Source organism: Demequina mangrovi, assembly GCF_000759715.1.
In the GTDB taxonomy this organism is placed as follows: domain Bacteria; phylum Actinomycetota; class Actinomycetes; order Actinomycetales; family Demequinaceae; genus Demequina; species Demequina mangrovi.
In genome coordinates, this window is sequence record NZ_BBLU01000005.1 from 141,474 (window position 1) to 159,249 (window position 17,776).

General features: G+C 72.9%; 17 protein-coding genes. 7 read left to right on the forward strand and 10 right to left on the reverse strand.

The genetic code is table 11. The features are described from left to right. Genes gatC through TR42_RS06340 form a run of 4 tightly spaced genes read left to right on the forward strand, consistent with a single transcriptional unit; the run spans position 1 to position 4,011 of the window. Entirely contained in the window at positions 1-300 is a 300-nt protein-coding gene (gene gatC / locus TR42_RS06325; RefSeq protein WP_042214099.1) for an Asp-tRNA(Asn)/Glu-tRNA(Gln) amidotransferase subunit GatC, read from the forward strand. Then, positions 300-1,811: an Asp-tRNA(Asn)/Glu-tRNA(Gln) amidotransferase subunit GatA gene (gene gatA, locus TR42_RS06330; protein WP_042214101.1), complete on the forward strand. Its 1,512-nt coding sequence runs from the start codon at positions 300-302 to the stop codon at positions 1,809-1,811. The genes gatC and gatA overlap by 1 nt, the downstream gene beginning before the upstream one ends. A gap of 5 nt (positions 1,812-1,816) precedes the next feature. Continuing rightward, on the forward strand, positions 1,817-3,325 hold the full coding sequence (gene gatB, locus TR42_RS06335) for an Asp-tRNA(Asn)/Glu-tRNA(Gln) amidotransferase subunit GatB (RefSeq protein WP_042214247.1): 1,509 nt from the start codon (positions 1,817-1,819) through the stop codon (positions 3,323-3,325). Between the two features lie 26 nt (positions 3,326-3,351). Further along, the gene (locus tag TR42_RS06340; protein WP_042214103.1) at positions 3,352-4,011 is read left to right on the forward strand and encodes a polysaccharide deacetylase family protein; all 660 of its coding nucleotides are present in this window, start codon (positions 3,352-3,354) and stop codon (positions 4,009-4,011) included. 88 nt (positions 4,012-4,099) lie between these two features. Here the strand turns inward: TR42_RS06340 and TR42_RS06345 are convergent, their stop codons facing one another. The 4 genes from TR42_RS06345 to TR42_RS06360 all read right to left on the reverse strand — a co-directional run bounded on the left by TR42_RS06345 (position 4,100) and on the right by TR42_RS06360 (position 8,829). Further along, a complete protein-coding gene (locus TR42_RS06345; protein ID WP_052405698.1) occupies positions 4,100-5,587 on the reverse strand; it encodes an HNH endonuclease signature motif containing protein in 1,488 nt (495 codons plus the stop codon). Between the two features lie 85 nt (positions 5,588-5,672). After that, a complete protein-coding gene (locus tag TR42_RS06350; RefSeq protein ID WP_042214105.1) occupies positions 5,673-5,993 on the reverse strand; it encodes a hypothetical protein in 321 nt (106 codons plus the stop codon). 113 nt (positions 5,994-6,106) lie between these two features. Next, entirely contained in the window at positions 6,107-7,453 is a 1,347-nt protein-coding gene (locus tag TR42_RS06355) for a M20/M25/M40 family metallo-hydrolase (protein ID WP_042214106.1), read from the reverse strand. Between the two features lie 29 nt (positions 7,454-7,482). Continuing rightward, positions 7,483-8,829: an anaerobic C4-dicarboxylate transporter family protein gene (locus TR42_RS06360; RefSeq protein WP_042214107.1), complete on the reverse strand. Its 1,347-nt coding sequence runs from the start codon at positions 8,827-8,829 to the stop codon at positions 7,483-7,485. 127 nt (positions 8,830-8,956) lie between these two features. Between TR42_RS06360 and TR42_RS06365 the strand changes: the two genes are divergently transcribed. After that, positions 8,957-9,745: an alpha/beta fold hydrolase gene (locus TR42_RS06365; RefSeq protein WP_042214109.1), complete on the forward strand. Its 789-nt coding sequence runs from the start codon at positions 8,957-8,959 to the stop codon at positions 9,743-9,745. Here TR42_RS06365 and xylB read toward each other — a convergent pair. Both xylB and xylA read right to left on the reverse strand, forming a co-directional pair. Beyond that, positions 9,733-11,160, reverse strand: coding sequence for a xylulokinase (xylB, locus tag TR42_RS06370; RefSeq protein ID WP_042214250.1), 1,428 nt, complete (start codon positions 11,158-11,160; stop codon positions 9,733-9,735). The two genes, TR42_RS06365 and xylB, sit on opposite strands and share 13 nt — an antisense overlap. A 145-nt stretch (positions 11,161-11,305) precedes the next feature. Continuing rightward, a complete protein-coding gene (xylA, locus tag TR42_RS06375) occupies positions 11,306-12,496 on the reverse strand; it encodes a xylose isomerase (RefSeq protein ID WP_042214111.1) in 1,191 nt (396 codons plus the stop codon). Positions 12,497-12,680: 184 nt separating this feature from the next. Here xylA and TR42_RS06380 point away from each other — a divergent pair, with 184 nt between their 5' ends. Both TR42_RS06380 and TR42_RS06385 read left to right on the forward strand, forming a co-directional pair. Then, on the forward strand, positions 12,681-13,850 hold the full coding sequence (locus TR42_RS06380; protein WP_042214112.1) for an ROK family protein: 1,170 nt from the start codon (positions 12,681-12,683) through the stop codon (positions 13,848-13,850). A 25-nt stretch (positions 13,851-13,875) separates the two neighbouring features. Continuing rightward, positions 13,876-14,826, forward strand: coding sequence for a 2-hydroxyacid dehydrogenase (locus TR42_RS06385; RefSeq protein WP_042214114.1), 951 nt, complete (start codon positions 13,876-13,878; stop codon positions 14,824-14,826). Positions 14,827-14,967: 141 nt separating this feature from the next. Here the strand turns inward: TR42_RS06385 and TR42_RS06390 are convergent, their stop codons facing one another. From TR42_RS06390 to TR42_RS06405, 4 genes are all read right to left on the reverse strand, one after another. Next, complete coding sequence (locus TR42_RS06390; protein ID WP_042214116.1) at positions 14,968-15,327, reverse strand: DUF1801 domain-containing protein; 360 nt, start codon at positions 15,325-15,327, stop codon at positions 14,968-14,970. A 20-nt stretch (positions 15,328-15,347) separates the two neighbouring features. Then, on the reverse strand, positions 15,348-15,830 hold the full coding sequence (locus TR42_RS06395; protein WP_042214118.1) for a methylated-DNA--[protein]-cysteine S-methyltransferase: 483 nt from the start codon (positions 15,828-15,830) through the stop codon (positions 15,348-15,350). Next, positions 15,827-17,302 carry an AlkA N-terminal domain-containing protein gene (locus tag TR42_RS06400; protein ID WP_162473312.1) on the reverse strand — a complete coding sequence of 492 codons (1,476 nt, stop codon included), beginning with the start codon at positions 17,300-17,302 and terminating at the stop codon, positions 15,827-15,829. The genes TR42_RS06395 and TR42_RS06400 overlap by 4 nt, the downstream gene beginning before the upstream one ends. A 102-nt stretch (positions 17,303-17,404) precedes the next feature. Then, the gene (locus TR42_RS06405; protein ID WP_042214121.1) at positions 17,405-17,725 is read right to left on the reverse strand and encodes a DUF4190 domain-containing protein; all 321 of its coding nucleotides are present in this window, start codon (positions 17,723-17,725) and stop codon (positions 17,405-17,407) included. Positions 17,726-17,776: the final 51 nt, after the last annotated feature.

The window sequence follows — 17,776 nt, forward strand, 5'->3', positions numbered from 1 at the left end:
ATGTCTTCCCTTGAGCGATCCGATGTGGCGCGCCTCGCGGCGCTCGCCCGCATCGACATGACCGACGCGGACCTCGACCGCCTCTCGGGCCAGCTCGCCGTGATCGTCGACGCCGTCGCCAAGGTGGCCGAGGTCGCCGGCGAGGACGTCCCGGCGACGAGCCACCCGATCCCGATGGCCAACATCCACCGCGAGGACGTGGTCCGCCCGTCCCTCGCGCAGGACGATGCGCTGGCCGCCGCCCCCGAGGCGGAGGACGGACGCTTCCGCGTGCCGCAGATCCTGGGGGAGGAGGCCTGATGAACGACTGGACCCGGGCCACCGCCGCCCAGATGGCCGACGCCCTCGCCGCCGGCGAGGTCACCTCGGTCGAGCTGGTGCAGGCGCACCTCGACCGCATCGCCGCTGTGGACGGACCCGTCCACGCCTTCCTCCACATCGACGCCGAGGGCGCGCTCGAGACCGCCCGCGCGGTCGACGCGGACCGTGCCGCCGGGGTCGAGCTCCCCCGCCTGGCCGGCGTGCCGATCGGCATCAAGGACGTGCTCGTCACCAAGGGCCTGCCCACCACGGCCGGCTCGAGGATCCTCGAGGGCTGGATCCCGCCCTACGACGCGACGGTGACGCGCCGCGTCCGCGAGGCGCGCATGCCCATCCTGGGCAAGACCAACATGGACGAGTTCGCGATGGGCTCCTCGACGGAGCACTCGGGCTACGGTCCGACCCGCAACCCGTGGGACCTCGACCGCATCCCCGGCGGCTCGGGCGGCGGCTCGGCCGCGGCGCTCGCGGCCTTCGAGGCGCCCCTCACCATCGGCTCCGACACGGGCGGCTCGATCCGCCAGCCCGCGTCGGTCACCGCGACGGTCGGCGTGAAGCCCACCTACGGCGGCGTGAGCCGCTTCGGCGCGATCGCGCTCGCCTCCTCGCTGGACCAGCTGGGGCCCTGCGGCCGCACGGTGCTCGACACCGCGCTGCTGCACGAGGTCATGGGCGGCCACGACGAGATGGACGCGACGTCGCTCGACGAGCCGGTCCCCGCCGTGGTCGACGCGGCGCTCGAGGGCGCACGTCAGGATCTGACGGGCGTCAAGATCGGCGTGGTCCGCGAGCTGAGCGGTGCCGACGGCGGCTACCAGGCCGGCGTGACCCAGCGCTTCGAGGAGTCGCTGTCGCGGCTGCGCGAGATGGGCGCCGCGATCGTCGAGGTCTCGTGCCCGTCCTTCGAGTACGCGCTCGCCGCGTACTACGTGATCCTCCCGTCGGAGGCCTCGTCCAACCTCGCGAAGTTCGACTCGGTGCGCTTCGGCAAGCGCGTCGAGAAGTCGACGATCGAGAAGACGATGCTCGCGACCCGCGCCGAGGGCTTCGGCGACGAGGTCAAGCGCCGCATCATCCTCGGCACCTACGCGCTGTCGGCGGGCTACTACGACGCCTACTACGGCTCGGCTCAGAAGGTCCGCACGCTGGTGCAGCGCGACTTCGACGCGGCCTTCGCGCAGTGCGACGTGCTGGTGTCGCCCACGACGCCGACCACGCCGTTCAAGATCGGCGAGCGCATCGACGACCCGCTGGCGATGTACCTCAACGACATCGCGACCATCCCCGCGAACCTCGCGGGCATCCCCGGCATGTCGCTGCCCTCGGGCGTCGCGCCCGAGGACGGCCTGCCGGTCGGCTTCCAGATCCTGGCGCCGGCCCACGAGGACGCCCGTCTGTACCGCATCGGTGCCGCCCTCGAGGCGTCGCTGACCGCCGAGTGGGGCGGCCCGCTGTCCGCGCAGGCCCCGGAGCTGGAGGTGGCCGAGTGACCACGATGACGTACGAGCAGGCGATGGAGGAGTTCGACCCGGTCTTCGGCATCGAGGTCCACGTCGAGCTCAACACGAAGACCAAGATGTTCTGCGGCTGCGCCAACGAGTTCGGCGCCGAGCCCAACACCCAGGTCTGCCCGGTCTGCCTCGGTCTCCCGGGCGCGATGCCGGTGACCAACGAGAAGGCCGTCGAGTCGGCGATCCGCCTCGGGCTCGCCCTCGGCTGCTCGATCCGCGAGTCCTCGCGCTTCGCCCGGAAGAACTACTTCTACCCGGACCTCGCGAAGGACTACCAGATCTCGCAGTACGACGAGCCGACCTGCTACGAGGGCTCCCTCGACGTGGTCCTCGATGACGGCACCGTGGTCGAGATCGGCATCGAGCGCGCGCACATGGAGGAGGACGCCGGCAAGAACACCCACGTGGGTGGCTCGGGCGGCATCCAGGGCGCCGACTACTCGCTGGTCGACTACAACCGCGGCGGCGTGCCGCTGGTCGAGATCGTCACCAAGCCGATCACGGGCATGGGCGACCGCACCGCCGAGGTGGCGCGCGCCTACGTCGCGACCATCCGCGACATCGTGCGGGCGCTCGGCATCTCGGACGGCCGCATGGAGCAGGGCTCGGTGCGCGCCGACGTCAACCTCTCGCTGCGCCCCAAGGCCGTGGCGGGGGAGTCGCAGGACGACGTCCCGTTCGGCAAGCGCTCCGAGACCAAGAACGTGAACTCGCTGCGCGCGATCGAGCGTGCGGTGCACTTCGAGGCCGCGCGTCAGGCGACGCTGCTGCTCGGCGGCCAGCCCGTGGTGCAGGAGACCCGCCACTGGCACGAGGACACCTCCTCGACCACGCCTGGCCGCTCCAAGGAGGAGGCGGAGGACTACCGCTACTTCCCGGAGCCGGACCTGCTGCCGGTGCAGCCGTCGCGCGAGTGGGTCGAGGAGCTCCGGAGCACCATCCCCGAGCACCCCGCCAAGATGCGTGCGCGCCTGCGCGAGGAGTGGGGCTTCAGCGACCTCGAGATGCGCGACGTGGTCGCGGCCGATGCGCTGGTGCTCATCGCTGCCACCGTGCAGACGGGCACGTCCGCGCAGGCCGCGCGCAAGTGGTGGATGGGCGAGCTGTCCCGTGTCGCGAACGACCGCGAGGTCGCGCTCACCAGCCTGCCCGTGACCCCCGACCAGATCGCGGAGCTCCAGGGGCTGATCGACGAGGGCAAGATCAACGACAAGCTCGCGCGCCAGGCGCTCGAGGGCGTCCTCGCGGGTGAGGGCTCGCCGACCGAGGTGGTCGCGTCCCGCGGCCTCGAGGTCGTCTCCGATGACTCGGCGCTCGAGAAGGCCGTCGACGAGGCGCTGGCGGCCCAGCCCGACGTGCTCGCGAAGATCCAGGACGGCAAGGTCCAGGCAGCGGGTGCGATCGTCGGCGCCGTGATGAAGGCGACGCGCGGCCAGGCCGATGCGGGCCGCGTGCGGGAGATCATCCTGCAGCGCGCCGGCGTCGAGGGCTGACGCCACCGGTCGAGAGGACCCGAGCCATGCTCAGCGAGACCCCCGTTCGCCGCGTCGCGAGCGGGGGTCTCGCGCTTCCCGGCCCCGCCTGCGCGCTGACCTTCGACGACGGCCCCAACGGCCTCGACACGATCCGTCTGCTCGACTTCCTCAAGGCGCGGGGGATCCGGGCGGTGTTCGCGGTCATCGGCGCGGAGATCCAGCGTCCCGCAGGCACCACGGCCGATGGTTCCCCCATCCCCTCGGGGGCGGAGGTGCTGCAGCGCATCGTCGCGGACGGTCACGTCCTGTGCAACCACTCGACGTCCTTCGAGGACATGGGCTCCTGGCACGCGCTCGACGTCCGGGACGACATGTTGAAGAACCTCGCGATCATCGAGGAGGCGGTCGGGGACGAGGTGCCGGTGCCGTACTGGCGCGCCCCCAACGGTTCGTGGGGTCAGACGGCCCCGGTCGCGGTCCGGCTGGGGATGCAGCCGCTCGACGTGGCGAACGTCATCGAGGACTGGGTGGACCAGGATCCGGCGGTCCTCGCCTCGCGTCTCCGGCTTGCGATGACCCCCGGGGAGCTGGTGCTCCTCCACGACGGCGGCGGCAACCGCTCCGGCACCGTCGACGCGGTCATCGAGGTCGTCACGGAGCGCCTCGCCGAGGGCTGGAGCTTCGTCCTCCCCGAGATGCCCTGACCCCCATACCGTCGCGCTTGCTCACCTCCAAGCGTCCCTCGCCTTCACCGACGCGCGCTTCGCCGTGCCGGGGCCGCCAGGTCCGGTGTCAGGAGGCGTCGGGTGGTGGTGCTGGTTCGGCGTCGGGGTCGTGGCGAGCTGCGAGTCCGTGGGGTGCGTGGAAGCGGCGTCGGCCTCCAGGGCGGGGCCGTCGCGCGGGGTCCACGCTGGTGGGCGGGATGAAGTCGATGGTGGTGGCGGTGGCGTGGATGTCCCAGCCTTGGGTGTGGACCGTGGTGTGGCAGTGGCCGCACAGGAGCACGCCGTTGGCGAGGTCGGTGAGGCCGTGGTCGCGTCCCCACCAGCGGATGTGGTGGGCGTCGGTCCAGGCCTGGGGTGCGCCGCAGAAGGCGCAGCCGCCGTCGCGTTCGCCCAGGGCCAGGCGCTGCGACCTTGTGAAGAGGCGTCGGCGCCGTCCGAGGTCGAGCAGCTCGCCTCGGGAGCCGAGGACGGCGGGGATGAGGTGCGCGTCGGCGGCCATCCGGCGCACGGTGGCCACGTCGACCGGTGTGGAGGTGCCGTCGACCTCGCCCAGCCCGAGCCCTTCGTGGAGGTCCTTCTCGGCTACGCGTACGACGACGGTCACGGTCGACAGGGGCAGGTCCGTGGCAGCGCAGCCCAAACCGTGACGGGATAGCCCGGCGAGCGCGTCGGCGCGCATCTGGTCGGTGGAGCGCGTGTCTTCGCCGACGGCGTCCTTGGAGCGGCGCATCGCGTCGCCGACGAGAGCGTCCAGGGCCGCGCGCACGGGTGCGGCGGTCTCGGGGTCGAGACGGCCGTTCAGGACGATCATCCCGTCGCGGTCCTCGTGCATGCGTACCCACCGGCCGGCCCGCATCCGCGCCAGGCTCTTCTCGTGTGCGTGGATGTCGAGGGCGGCGCGGGTGCGGCGCACCACGGCCGCGAACCGTGTCGCCGACATCCCCCGCGCCCGCGCCACCAGCTCCCGTTCGGCACGCGTCAGCCGGTCCGGTTCCACGCGCTCTTCGAGGGCGTCGAGCATGTCGATGATCTGGGTGGCGCAGTCCACCGAGATCTCGAGGCGATCCAACGCGGCCGCGACATGAGGGTGACGCGGCGCCGGAACAGGCACGGGCACGGCAGTCCCGGCCGCATCGGCCGCACCATCCTCGCTCGCACCGGCTCCGCTCGCGGCCGGTGCAGGCTCGACCCCCTCGAGCGCCCGACCGGCATCGAGGAGGCGTTGAGCCTCGGCGCGGGTGCCGCCCGTGGTCGACGCCACCAGGTCCGCGGCACCGCGATGCCCGTGCCGGCGTGCCAGCCCGCCACCGGGGGTCTCGTCCGACAGGCGCTGCGCCTCCCGGCTCAGCCGCGCCAGCACCATGTCGACCTCCCGGGCCAGCAGCGCCACCGCCTCGAGCTGTCCGAGAACCTCCCGACCCGGCGACCCGCCCTCGGCCGTCAGCGCCCGCATCGTCCCCACCGACTCCCGCGCCGCCGCGCACGCCCGCGCGAACCCGCCGACAGCGGTCTCACCCCCGCCAGGCTCGGCATCAAGAAGGCTCGGAACGTCCATAGCCCCTAGTCAAACAGCAGGGTCTGACAATCAGGACAAGACGGACGCGCCCTGTGGAGGGGCGGTGTGCTGGTTCAGACGCCTCTCAGCCGAGCAGGCCGACCCCCGCCGCCGCGATCCACATGAGCGCGACCGCGAACCCGAAGGCAGCGACGGTCGGGGCCCCGTAGCCGAGCCACAGAGCGCCCACCGCGGCGCGACGGTTCCGCGCGCTCCCGGCGCGGAACCGCCCGAGGCTCACGTGGCCGAGCACGATCGCGAAGGGGAACAGCAGCATCGTCCCCGCGGCGAGCGCGAGGCGTCCGATCCAGTCGTCGCGGCGCCGCGGGTGCGCGCCCAGATACGGGAGGTAGCCGTGCGGCAGCTCGGGATGCCCCACGAAGCCGAGCTCGTCCTTGTAGGTCATCGCAGCCTCCCCAGGTGCGTCCCACGGGGCGCCCTCACGCCCGTCCTCGCAGGCTATCGCCGCGGGGCCGGTCGGGGAAGAGCGAACGATGCAGGGAGGACCGGAGCCGCAGGTCAGCCCTGGGCGCCGAGCTTCTCCAGCAGCAGCGCCTGCGCGACCACCATCCGCTCGATCTCCGCCGGGTCGACGCTCTCGTCGGACGCGTGGATGCGCGACAGCTCCATGTCCTCGGGCCCCCACAGCACGAACTCGGCCGTCGGGCAGGCCTCGTGCAGCGTCTGGAGCAGCGGGATCGAGCCGCCCGAGCCGACCTCGCTCACCTCCATCCCGAAGGCCTCCGCCATGGCCTCGCGCGCCGCCGACACCGCCGCGCCGCCGCCGGGCACCAGGAACGCGGGCGCCGCCTTCACGCGCTCGACCGCGACCTGCGCGCCCCACGGCGCGTGCGTCTCGAGGTGCGCGACAAGCGCGTCGAGCTCCGCCTCCGGGTCCGTACCGGGCACGATGCGCATCGAGATCTTCGCGCTCGCCGCCGGGTGGATGACGTTCGAGGAGTCCGCGATCGAGGTGATGTCGACGCCGATCGCGTTGATCGACGGCTTCGCCCACAGCCGGTCGGAGATGGTCCCGGTGCCCACGAGCGAGACGCCGGGCAGCAGCGGGCAGCCCTCGAGGAAGCTCTCCTCGCTCTGCACCGCGCCCGCCCACGAGCCGCCGGTGACGCCGGCGACGGCCACGTCGCCCGCATCGTCCACGAGCGAGGTGAGCAGGCGCGCGAGCGCCATCATCGCGTCCGGGGCGGCGCCGCCGAAGACGCCCGAGTGCAGCGGGTGGTCGAGCGTGCGGACGGTGACCTTGCAGGAGACGTCGCCGCGCAGCGCGGTGGTGAGGACGGGCTCGCCGGCGACCAGGTTGCCCATGTCGCACACGACGAAGAGGTCGCACTGGAACAGGTCGGGGTGCGCCTCGACGAACTCCTCGAGGTTGCTCTCGGTCTCCTCCATGCCCTCGAGGATGATCCGGAGGGTGCACGGCGGCTCGCCTCCGAAGGCGCGCAGCGTGCCCAGGTGGGTCGCGATGCCGCTCTTGTCATCGGCGGCGCCGCGGCCGTAGATGCGCCCGTCGTCCTTGCGGGTCGGGGTGAACGGCTCGGAGGTCCACCCCTGCGACATCGCGGCCGGCTGGACGTCGTAGTGCGCGTAGAGCACGACCGTCGGCGAGCCCGCAGGGCCGGGGATCTCGCCGTAGATGGGCGGGTAGCCCCACGGCACGTCCATGAGGCGCGCGTCGGCGAAGCCGGCCTCGCGCACCAGCTCGAGCGTCCGCGACGCCATCGCGTTCACCGGCTCCTCGGGGTAGCCCGGGAACGCCACGGACGGGATCGAGATGAGCTCCTCGAGATCTGCGATGACTCCGGGCATGAGGTCGCGAACCTTCGCGGCCATGGACGATGCGGGCATGGGTGAACGCCTTTCCGTGCGGATGCGGGTCAGAAGAATGCGCCGATGAGCGCGCCGACCCCGACTGTAGTGACCGAGAGGATGAGCATCGGCACGAAGAAGCTGTGATCGAGCAGCTTGGTGCCCAGCTTGGTCGACCCGGTCTCATCGAAGTTGGCGGCCGCGATCTGCGGACCGTTGGCGGGGAGGGTGTAGACGCCGCCGAGGCCGCCTGCCCACATGCCCGCCACCGAGCCGACGGGCAGCCCGGCCGCGAGTCCGATGGGGACGATGGTGTTGGTCGCGGTCGACTGGCTGGTCGTCATCGCCGCGACGAGGAACACCGCGAGCGCGAAGATGAAGCGGAAGTCGGTGACCCAGGAGCCGACCGTCGACACGATGTACTCCTCGTGGGCGGCGATGAAGGTCGCCGTCAGCCACGCGATCCCGAACAGAGCGATCGCGGCCACCATGCCCGCCTTGAACACGGACTGGTCGGGCACGGAGCCGACCTTGGGACACCCCACGAAGATGATGATCGCGCTGACGACGAGCATCACGAGGATGATCGTCACGCCCATGTCGACGCGCACGGTCTCGCCGTCGACGGTGTACGACGGACGCAGCCCCTCGAAGATCCCGAACGCCACGATCGCGAACACCCCGAGCAGGAACGCGATGGCGGCGTTGCGGCCCCGCGCGGTGAAGGTGAGGTGGGCGGTCGAGCTGCCGCCCCCGCCGTCCCTCAGCGCGGCGACGGCGCCGGCGGCGATGCGCTCCTGGATCTCCGGGTCATCGTCCATGTCCCTCCACATGCGGTTGACCACGAGCGACGTCACCACGATGCCGATGACGCACGCGGGGAAGGTGATCGCGAGGATCTGCGCGAGGCCGAGGTTGTACGGCGCGACGTCGGTGAAGGTCAGCATCGCGGCCATCGCCGCGGACACGGGCGACGCGGCGAGCGCGATGCCGGACTGCACCACGGTCACGGTGAGGGGTCGCGCGGGCCGGATGCCGTTCTTCACCGAGAGGTCGTAGACCACGGGCAGCAGCGGGAACACGATGTTGCCCGTGCCCGCCCCCGCGCAGAACAGGAACGCGGTGAGCGGCGCGATCACGGTGATCTGCTTGGGGCGTTTCTCGATCACGCGTGCCGCCATCGCGACCATCCAGTCGATGCCTCCTGCGGCCTGCATGAGCGCGGCGGCCGTGACCACGCCGAGGATGATGCCGATGGCGGTGATGGGCGCCCCGCCGGGAGCCTCCCCGAAGAGGAAGACGAGCACGAACGTGCCCACGCCGCCCCAGACGCCGACGCCGATGCCGCCGGCGCGCGTGCCGAGCACGATCGAGCCGAGCACCACGATCGCCTCGAGCACGAAGCTGATGGTCATGTCCGCCCCTCCGGGGCCGGTGGAGGCCCTGAATACGGACATTACGCGCGCGCTCCGACAGGCGCCCGTCGAGGGACGATGCCGTGGTCGGGGCGGGGCTGTCCGACCGTGCTCGTAGGGTGTCGTCATGTTCGTGACGGAACGCGGTGAGGGTCGGCCCGTGGTGATGCTCCACGGATTCGGCGTCGACCACAGGATCGTGCTGCCTCTCGATGATGCGCTGTCCGGTCGCGGATGGAGGCGCCTCTACGTCGACCTGCCGTGGGCGCCGGGCTGGACCGGGCCGCAGACCGGCGGAGCGCAGAGCATCGCCGAGGCGCTGGTCGAGGGGATCGCCGACCGGCTCGGCGACGAACCCTTCGCGGTGCTCGGCAACTCGTTCGGGGCGCAGCTCGCGCGGTACATCGCGCACGTGAGCGAGCCCCGGGCCCTGGGGCTCGCGACGCTCGTCGGCGTGTTCGAGCCTCGTCACGAGTCGCGACGTCTCCCGACACCGCGACCGCTCATGAGGGACGATGCGCTCGTCGAGCGTGCCGGCGCGGCGGGGGAGGCCTTCCGCGAGATCGCGGTGATCGAGACACCGGAGACCCTCGCCGCGCAGCTGCGCTGGGTGGAGCCGGGGCTGAGGGACGCCGATCAGGCGGTGATGGACGCGGTCGCCGCCGACTACGCGCTGGACGCCGAGCCCGAGGACGCGCGTCCGGCGCCGTTCACGCGGCCGTCGGTGCACGTGTTCGGCCGGCAGGACCATGTCACGGGTTACGAGGATGGCTGGGCGCGCCGCGATCACTATCCGCGCGGCACGTTCGCGGTGCTGGACGCGGCGGGCCATCACGCGCACCTCGAACGACCGACGCTTGTCGCCGCGCTGCTCCAGGACTGGCTCGACCGGATGGACGCCGATCAGCCGAGATAAGCGGCTGCCGCCTCGCGGTGCTGCGCCATGATCGCGGGCCTGGTGTCCTGCGGGGGTGCCGCGACGACCGCGAGCGGCCAGTCGGGGCGCTCGCCCGTGAGCGCCCAGGCCGCCTGCACGGCGGCGCCGGCGGCGACGTACTCGCCGGGCTCGGGCACCTCGACGGGCACGTCGAAGACCTGGGCCGCGATCGCCTGCACGGCCGGGTTCTGCGCCGAGCCGCCCACGAGCAGCGCGCGCCTGGCGGTCACGCCCGCGGCCAGGATGGCCTCCATACCCACGGACTGCGCGGCGAGCATGCCCTCGATCGCGGCGCGGGCCATGTTCTCGCGCGTCGTGTTGGCCAGCGTCATCCCGGACAGCGACGCGGTGGCATCCGGCAGGTTCGGGGTGCGCTCGCCCTCGAAGTACGGCACGAGCGTGAGGCCGCTCGCGCCAGGCTCGGCGTCCATGGCGAGCGTGCCGAGCTCGTCGTAGCCGACCCCCAGCACCCGCGCGAACGCGTCGAGCACGCGCGACGCGTTGAGGGTGCACACGAGCGGCAGGTGCTCGCCCGAGGCGGACGCGAAGCCCGCGACCGTCCCGCTGGCATCGCTGAAGCCCTGCTCGGTCACGGCGAACACCGTTCCGGAGGTGCCGAGCGAGACGATCACGTCGCCCACCGCGGCGCCGAGCCCGAGACCCGCCGCGGCGTTGTCGCCCGCGCCGGGGCCCACGAGGCAGCCGGCGTGACCGGCGATCTCCTCGAGCACGGTTCCTGCGCTCTCGCCCGGGCCGAGCACGCGCGGCACCGTCGCATCGTGCCCGAGCGCCGCGGCGAGGAGCTCGCGGTCGTACTCGCCGGTGGCCGCGCTCCAGTAGCCGGTGCCCGAGGCGTCGGAGCGGTCCGTGGTGAGCGCGTCCAGGTCCGGACCGAGCGGGGCTGTAGCCGCGGGGCCGTAGCCCCGCAGGCGCCACGTCAGCCAGTCGTGGGGGAGGGCGACGGCGGCGACGCACGCGGCGTTCTCCGGCTCGGCGTCGCGCAGCCAGCGCAGCTTGGTCGACGTGAACGATGCGACGGGCACCAGGCCCGTGCGCTCGGCCAGCGCGGAGGCGCCGAACTCCGCCACCAGGTCGGCGGCGGCCCCGGCCGAGCGGGTGTCGTTCCACAGGAGCGCGTCGCGGATGACCTCGCCGTCGGCGGAGAGCGCGACCATGCCGTGCTGCTGGCCGCCCACGGAGATCGCGGCCACGTCGGCGAGGCCGCCGGCCTCCGCGAGGGCCGCGAGCAGCGCGTCCCACCAGTACGCGGGATCCACCGAGGTGCCGTCGGGGTGCGAGGCGCGCCCGATGCGCACCACCGCGCCCGTCTCGAGGTCGCGGACGACGACCTTGCAGGACTGGGTCGAGGAGTCGACTCCGGCGACGAGGGTCATCTGGTGCTCCATTCGAGATCGGGACGCTCAGCACCGGTGCCACGCGCCTTCGGGCGGCGATCGGGACGCTCAGTACTGCCGAGGGGAGGGGCGCCCCGCCCGCTCCAAGGAGGGAGAGCGGACGGGACGCCAGGGAGGGGGAGGGTCAGCGGGCGCCCATGAGGTGCTCGACGGCGAGCTGCTGGAGACGGACGTAGCCGAACCCCTTGCCGTCGAAGTACGCGTCCGGGTCGAAGTCCTCGAAGGCGGAGGTGTCCGCGAGGAGGTCGGCGGTGGACTCGCCCTCGGCCAGCGTGGTCTGCGCGAGCTCGCCCTGACGGGTGGCGGCGATCGCCTCCTGGACCTCGGGGTCGGCGCGGAACGCGGCCGCGCGCTCCTTGAGCATGAGGTACATCCGCATGTTCGCCTTGGCGGACTCCCACACGCCGTCGAAGTCCTCGGTGCGCGAGGGCTTGTAGTCGAAGTGGCGCGGGCCCGTGTACGCGGGCGAGCCGTTCGGGCCGCCGTTCTCGAGCAGGTCGACCAGCGAGAACGCGTTGATGAGGTCGCCGTGGCCGAACACGAGGTCCTGGTCGTACTTGATGCCGCGCTGGCCGTTGAGGTCGATGTGGAACAGCTTGCCGTGGTCGAGCGCCTGCGCGATGCCCGCGGTGAAGTTGAGGCCCGCCATCTGCTCGTGGCCCACCTCGGGGTTGAGGCCCACCAGCTCGGGGTGGTCGAGCGTGTTGATGAAGGCCATGGCGTGGCCGACGGTCGGCAGCAGGATGTCGCCGCGGGGCTCGTTCGGCTTGGGCTCGATCGCGAACTTGAGGTCGTAGCCCTTCTCGAGCACGTAGTCGCCGAAGATGTTGGCCGCCTCGCGGTAGCGCTCGAGCGCGACGCGGACGTCCTTCGAGAAATCGTACTCGGCGCCCTCGCGGCCGCCCCACATGACGAACGTCTTCGCGCCCAGCTCGGCGGCGAGGTCGATGTTGCGGAGGATCTTGCGGATGGTGAAGCGACGTACGTCGCGCGCGTTCGACGTGACGCCGCCGTCCTTGAAGACGGGGTGCGAGAACGTGTTCGTGGTGATCATGGGGATCGTCATCCCCGTCTCCTCGCACGCCTTCTTCAATGCGTCGATCGCGGCCCGGCGGTCCGCGTCCGAGGACCCGAAGGGGAAGAGGTCGTCGTCGTGGAAGGTCATGCCGTAGGCGCCCAGCGCGGCGAGCTTGTGGATCGCCGCGACGGGGTCAAGCGGCCCGCGGGTCGCGGTGCCGAACGGGTCGGCCGCCGGCCAGCCGATGGTCCAGAGGCCGAACGTGAAGTGATCGGCGGGGGTGGGGGTGAGCGACATCGTGGCTCTCCTTCGTCGTTGAGGGATAAAATGTTCCGGGAGAGAACATATACCCGCGAGGGGGTCAGGTCAAAACCCGCCGCGCCGCGCCGACCGTCCCGAGGCCCAGCGACGGGGTTCCGGCGCCCCGCGATGTGTCGAGAGCCTCGCGGGCGGGCATACTGACGGGCACGAAGGAGGATCGATGCCAGAGGACACGGTGCACGCGGACACCCCGGCGGAGGCGCGCATCGCCGCCGCGCGCGGCAGCCGCAACGACCACACGCGTCGGCGCAACCTCTCGTCGCTCCTCACTGCGGTCCACTACGGCGGCCCGCTCACGCGCGCGCAGCTCACGCGGGACACGGGCCTCAACCGCTCGACCATCGGCGGCCTGGTCGCCGAGCTCTCCGAGCTCGGTCTTGTGGTCGAGGACGCCGCTGCGGAGACGGGGACGGTCGGCCGCCCCAGCCACATCGTGCGGCCCCGCCGCGACGTCGTCGCGCTGGCCCTCCACGCGGACGTCGACGCCCTCGAGCTCGGCGCCGTCGGGATCGACGGCGCGGTGCTCGCACGCCGCCGGGCCAACCTCGACGCGCCGCCCACGCCGGACGATGCGGCGGCCTTCTCCTGGGAGGCCGCCCGCGAGGTCGCGGCGGAGCTGGGCGGCGTCCGCGCGGCCGGCATCGGCGCCGCGGTGCCCGGGCTGGTCGGCATCGACGGCGCGACCGTCGTCGACGCGCCGCACCTCGGCTGGCGCGATGTCGCGCTGGGGGAGCGGCTGCGCGGTGCGCTCGGCATCCCGGTGGTCGTGGGCAACGACGCGAACATGGGTCTGCGGGCCGAGTGGAGCTTCGGGGCCGCGAAGGGCGTCGACACGGTCGTCTACCTCAACGGTTCCGCGTCCGGCATCGGCGGGGCGGCCTTGGTCGGCGGACGGATGCTGCGCGGCGGGCGCGGCTACGGAGGCGAGTTCGGCCACATGATGATCCGGTCGGACGGCGACCGCTGCTCGTGCGGCCGCCGCGGCTGCCTCGAGACCGAGGTCAACGCGGCGCTGCTCGACGAGGCCGCGCACGACGCCGCCGCGCTCGACCGCTTCGCCGAGGTCCTCGCCGCCGCGATCGCGAACCTCGAATGCGCCTTCGACCCCGACGCGGTCCTGCTCGCCGGCTACCTGGGCGCGCTCTTCGACGTCCGGCGCGAGCTGGTGACCGATCAGGTCCGTGCGATGGCCTTCCGGCCGGACGCCGAGGACGTGGTCATCGCCCGCGCCGCCCTCGGCGGCAACCGGCTCCTCATCGGAGCCGCGGAACGGGCCTTCGCCCCGCTCCTGCGCGATCCCGCGGGCACGGCGCTGGCCGCGCTCGCGTGACGGTCCTGCCTGGCACACTGGCCGCATGATCACCGTCGCCGTGCCCTCGCAGGAAGTCGCCGATGCGCTGGGGGACCCCGGGCCGGACGCACGGGTGATCGTGTGGAACCCCGCGGAAGGCGACGCCCCCGAGGCCGAGCGCGACCGGATCGCGCTCGTGTGCATGCCGCACTGGACCGCAGGACGCCGGGTCTACGGGCGGCTCGCGGCATGCCCGGAGCTCAAGGTCATCCAGATCGCGTCGGCGGGCTACGAGCACGTCGCGGCGCTGGTCCCGCCCGGCGTCGCGCTCGCGAACGCGCGCGGGGTCCACGACACCCGCGTCGCCGAGATGACCCTCCTGCTCGCGCTCGCGTCCCAGCGGCACCTCCCGCAGTTCCTCGACGCGCAGCGGCGGGGCGTGTGGGAGCCCGATCAGGACACTCCGTCGCTGGCCGATGCGCGGGCCCTGATCGTCGGCTACGGCAGCATCGGCGAGGCGATCGCGGTGCGTCTGAGCGCGAGCGAGGTCCACGTCGAGGGCGTCGCCCGCACCGCCCGTACGGCGCCAGACGGGACCGAGGTGCACGCGATCGAGGACATCCGCGGCATCCTGCCGCGCTTCGACATCGTCATCGTGGTGACACCGCACACCGAGGAGACCGACCGGCTGGTCGACGCGGGCTTCCTCGCCGCGATGAAGGACGATGCGCTGCTCATCAACGTGGGCCGCGGCAAGGTGGTCGACACCGATGCCCTGCTCGCGGAGCTCGAGTCGGGGCGCCTGCGCGCCGCGCTCGACGTCACCGATCCCGAGCCGCTGCCCGACGGCCACCCGCTCTTCGCAGCGCCCGGGTGCATCGTGGTGCCGCACATCGCCGGCACGGAGCGGCTCACCAACCGCCGCTACACGGACCTCGTGCGCCGTCAGATCCAGGCGCTCGCGCAGGGGGAGCAGGCGGTCAACCAGGTGCTGATTGGCGCCTTCCCCGCGTAGCCCCACCTCCGCGGGGAAGGCACCGCCCCTCAGCCGTGGCTCTCGCGCGGTGCAACCGCGCGGCGCCTCCCCTCGACAGGCTAGGCCGCAGGTGCGCGACCCGCAGGGGTCGTGACCGTTTCGTGACCTTTCTCCGCTCTGCTACGCCTCGTCGCGCATCGCGATCCAGGCCGCGACGATCGCCTCGAGCTCGGTCCGGCGCTCGTCGGCCTCCGCGACCGAGGCGAACGTCATGGTGCGACCCTCCTTCCCCTCGCCGAGGAGGTGGGGGTGGTCGCCCGGGATGAGCGCGCCCTGGTGGAACATGAGCGTCGCGTGCTGCTTCGAGCGGGGGAAGAAGCTCGCGAGGTTGCCCCGGTAGGTGAAGGTGGGCGCCTGCCACTTCACGCATTCCTCGAGGCGAGGGTCCGCGGCGAGCAGGATCTCCCGCACGTGCGCGACCACGTCCTTCATCGGGTTGTCGTACGCCGCCATCCAGGCGTCGACGTCGTTGTCGGCCATGCTCCGAGGCTAGACCCGCCTCATGCGCCGCGCTCGTGCGCGAGCAGCCATCGCTTCCGGTCCACGCCGCCCGCGTACCCGGTGAGCGAGCCGTCCGCGCCGATCACCCGGTGGCACGGCACGGCGATGGTGAGCGGGTTGCGCCCGATGGCCCCGGCGACCGCGCGCGTCGCGCTCGGCCGGCCCAGCGCCTGCGCGATCTGCGCGTACGTGCGCGTCTCGCCCGCGGGGATCGCGCGCAGCGACTGCCACACGTCGCGCTGGAACGGCGTCCCCGGCGCGACGTCGTCGACGGGGACGTCGGCGGCCTCGCCCGAGAAGTACGCCTCGAAGGCTGCGGCGGCCTTCTCGAGCACGGCATGCGAGTCCGGCGCCGCGACAGCGTCGAGCTCCGGGCGGCGCCGATGGTCGGCGAAGTAGGCGCCGAGCAGCGATTCCTCGTCCGCGACGAGGGTGAGCGGGCCCAGCGGGGTGGGGATGTCGCGGCGGGCGAGCGGGGTCATGAGCGTCCTTCCGAGACGGCGGTCCAGAGGTGAAGAGCGGCGTAGGCGCGCCAGGGGCGCCAGGCCTCGGCGGCCCGCTCGAGCGCGGGGCCGTCGAGCCCGGTCGCCTTGCGGAGCACCAGGTCCCCGTTGGGGAACGCGTCGGGGTCGCCGAGCGCGCGCAGCGCGACGTACTCGGCCGTCCAGGGGCCGATGCCGGGGATCGCGAGCAGCGCGCGGCGCGCCCCGGCGCGGTCCGCGCCCGGTCCGAGGTCGAGGTCGCCGTCGAGCATCGCGCGTGCAGCGCCGGAGACGGCACGCCACCGGGCCCGCGGCATGAGCCCCATGCCGGGGTCGACGTCCGCCAGCGCCTCCGGCGCCGGGAACACCCGGGTCGGGACGCTCAGTACTGCTGGCTCGCGCTCCGGCGCCCCTCCCGGGACGCTGAGGTCCGCTCCGAAGGTCGCCACCAGCGTCCCCAGCGTGCTCCGGGCCCCTGCGACGCTCACCTGCTGGCCGACGATCGCGCGCACCACCATCTCGAACGGCTCGACCGCGCCCGGCACCCGCAGTCCTGGCGCGGCGGCCACGTGGGCGTGCAGCAGGGGATCGGCGGACAGCGCCTCGTCGATCGCGACCGGATCGGCGTCGAGATCCAGCAGTCGTCGGCAGCGGGCGACGGCGGCGCTGAGGTCGCGCACGTCCTCGAGCTCGAGCTCCGCCTCGACGTGCCCCTCGCGCGACGAGACGAGGACCCGCGCGCCGCCGTGCGGGAGGCGCATCGTCCTCGCGTACGCCTCGCCGTCCCAGGTCTCCATGCCGGTCACGGCCCGCGCTCCCAGCCAGGCGAGCACGCGCGGGATGTCCGCCGGGGCACGATGGCGCAGCCGCAGCCGGACCCGCGTCCAGCCCTCGGCGGCGCCCTCCGAAGCCGCGCGAGAGCGCCCCCGCACCTCGCTCGGCGTGAGCGCCCACCCCGCGCGCGCGGCGTCGTTGAACTGGCGCACGGACCCGAAGCCCGCCGCGAATGCGACGTCGGCGACGGGCAGTGCGGTGGTCTCGAGGAGCGTGCGCGCGTGATGGAGACGATGCGCGATGGCGAGCGCCTGCGGCCCGGCGCCGAGCTCGTCGGTGAGGACGCGCGTCACGTGCCGCTCGGTGTACCCGAGCCGGTGCGCGAGGCCCGCGACGCCCTCGCGCTCGACCACGCCGTCGTCGATGAGCCGCATCGCGCGGCTCGCGACATCCTCGCCCACGCGCCACCGCGGCGAGCCGGGGGAGTCGTCGGGGAAGCATCGTCGGCACGAGCGGAAGCCTGCGCGCTGCGCCGCGGCCGCGCTCGGGTAGAAGTCGACGTTGGCGCGCGCCGGCGTGCGCGCCGGGCACGACGGGCGGCAGTAGATCCCAGTGGTCCGGACGGCGGTGACGAACTGCCCGTCGTACCGCGCGTCCTTGCCTCGGATCACCGCGTAGCGCGTCTCGTCGTCCCACATGCTCCCGAGTGTGACGCATCGCGGACCTGCCGCGCTCGCGGTCATCGGACATGGCCGTAGGCCCTGCGCGGACCGCCCCTCGGCAGCGGTCCGCGCGTCGCGTCAGGCGGCGCCGCGGGTCATGGCGGCGTGTGCGGCGACGGCGAGGTAGGCGATCTGGACGGCGGCCGCGACCCCGTATCCGATCACGAGGCCCGCCTTGGCGCGACGCTCGGCGCCGGACTCGCCGTTGCGGACCGCGCGCAGGCTGAGGTGGCCCAGCGTGATCGCGACCGGGAACAGGAGCACCACGCCGGCGGCGACGGAGGCGGTCGCGAGCCAGTCCTTGCGCTGGTCGGGTCGGCGGCCCAGGTACGGGTAGTACCCGTGCGGGAGCTCGGGGTGGCCGACGTATCCCAGGTACTCGGTGTCTGCGGGCGGCATGGCGTTCCCCTTCCCCGGTGGGAGGAGGGCGCCCGGCGTCGAGGGCGTTCG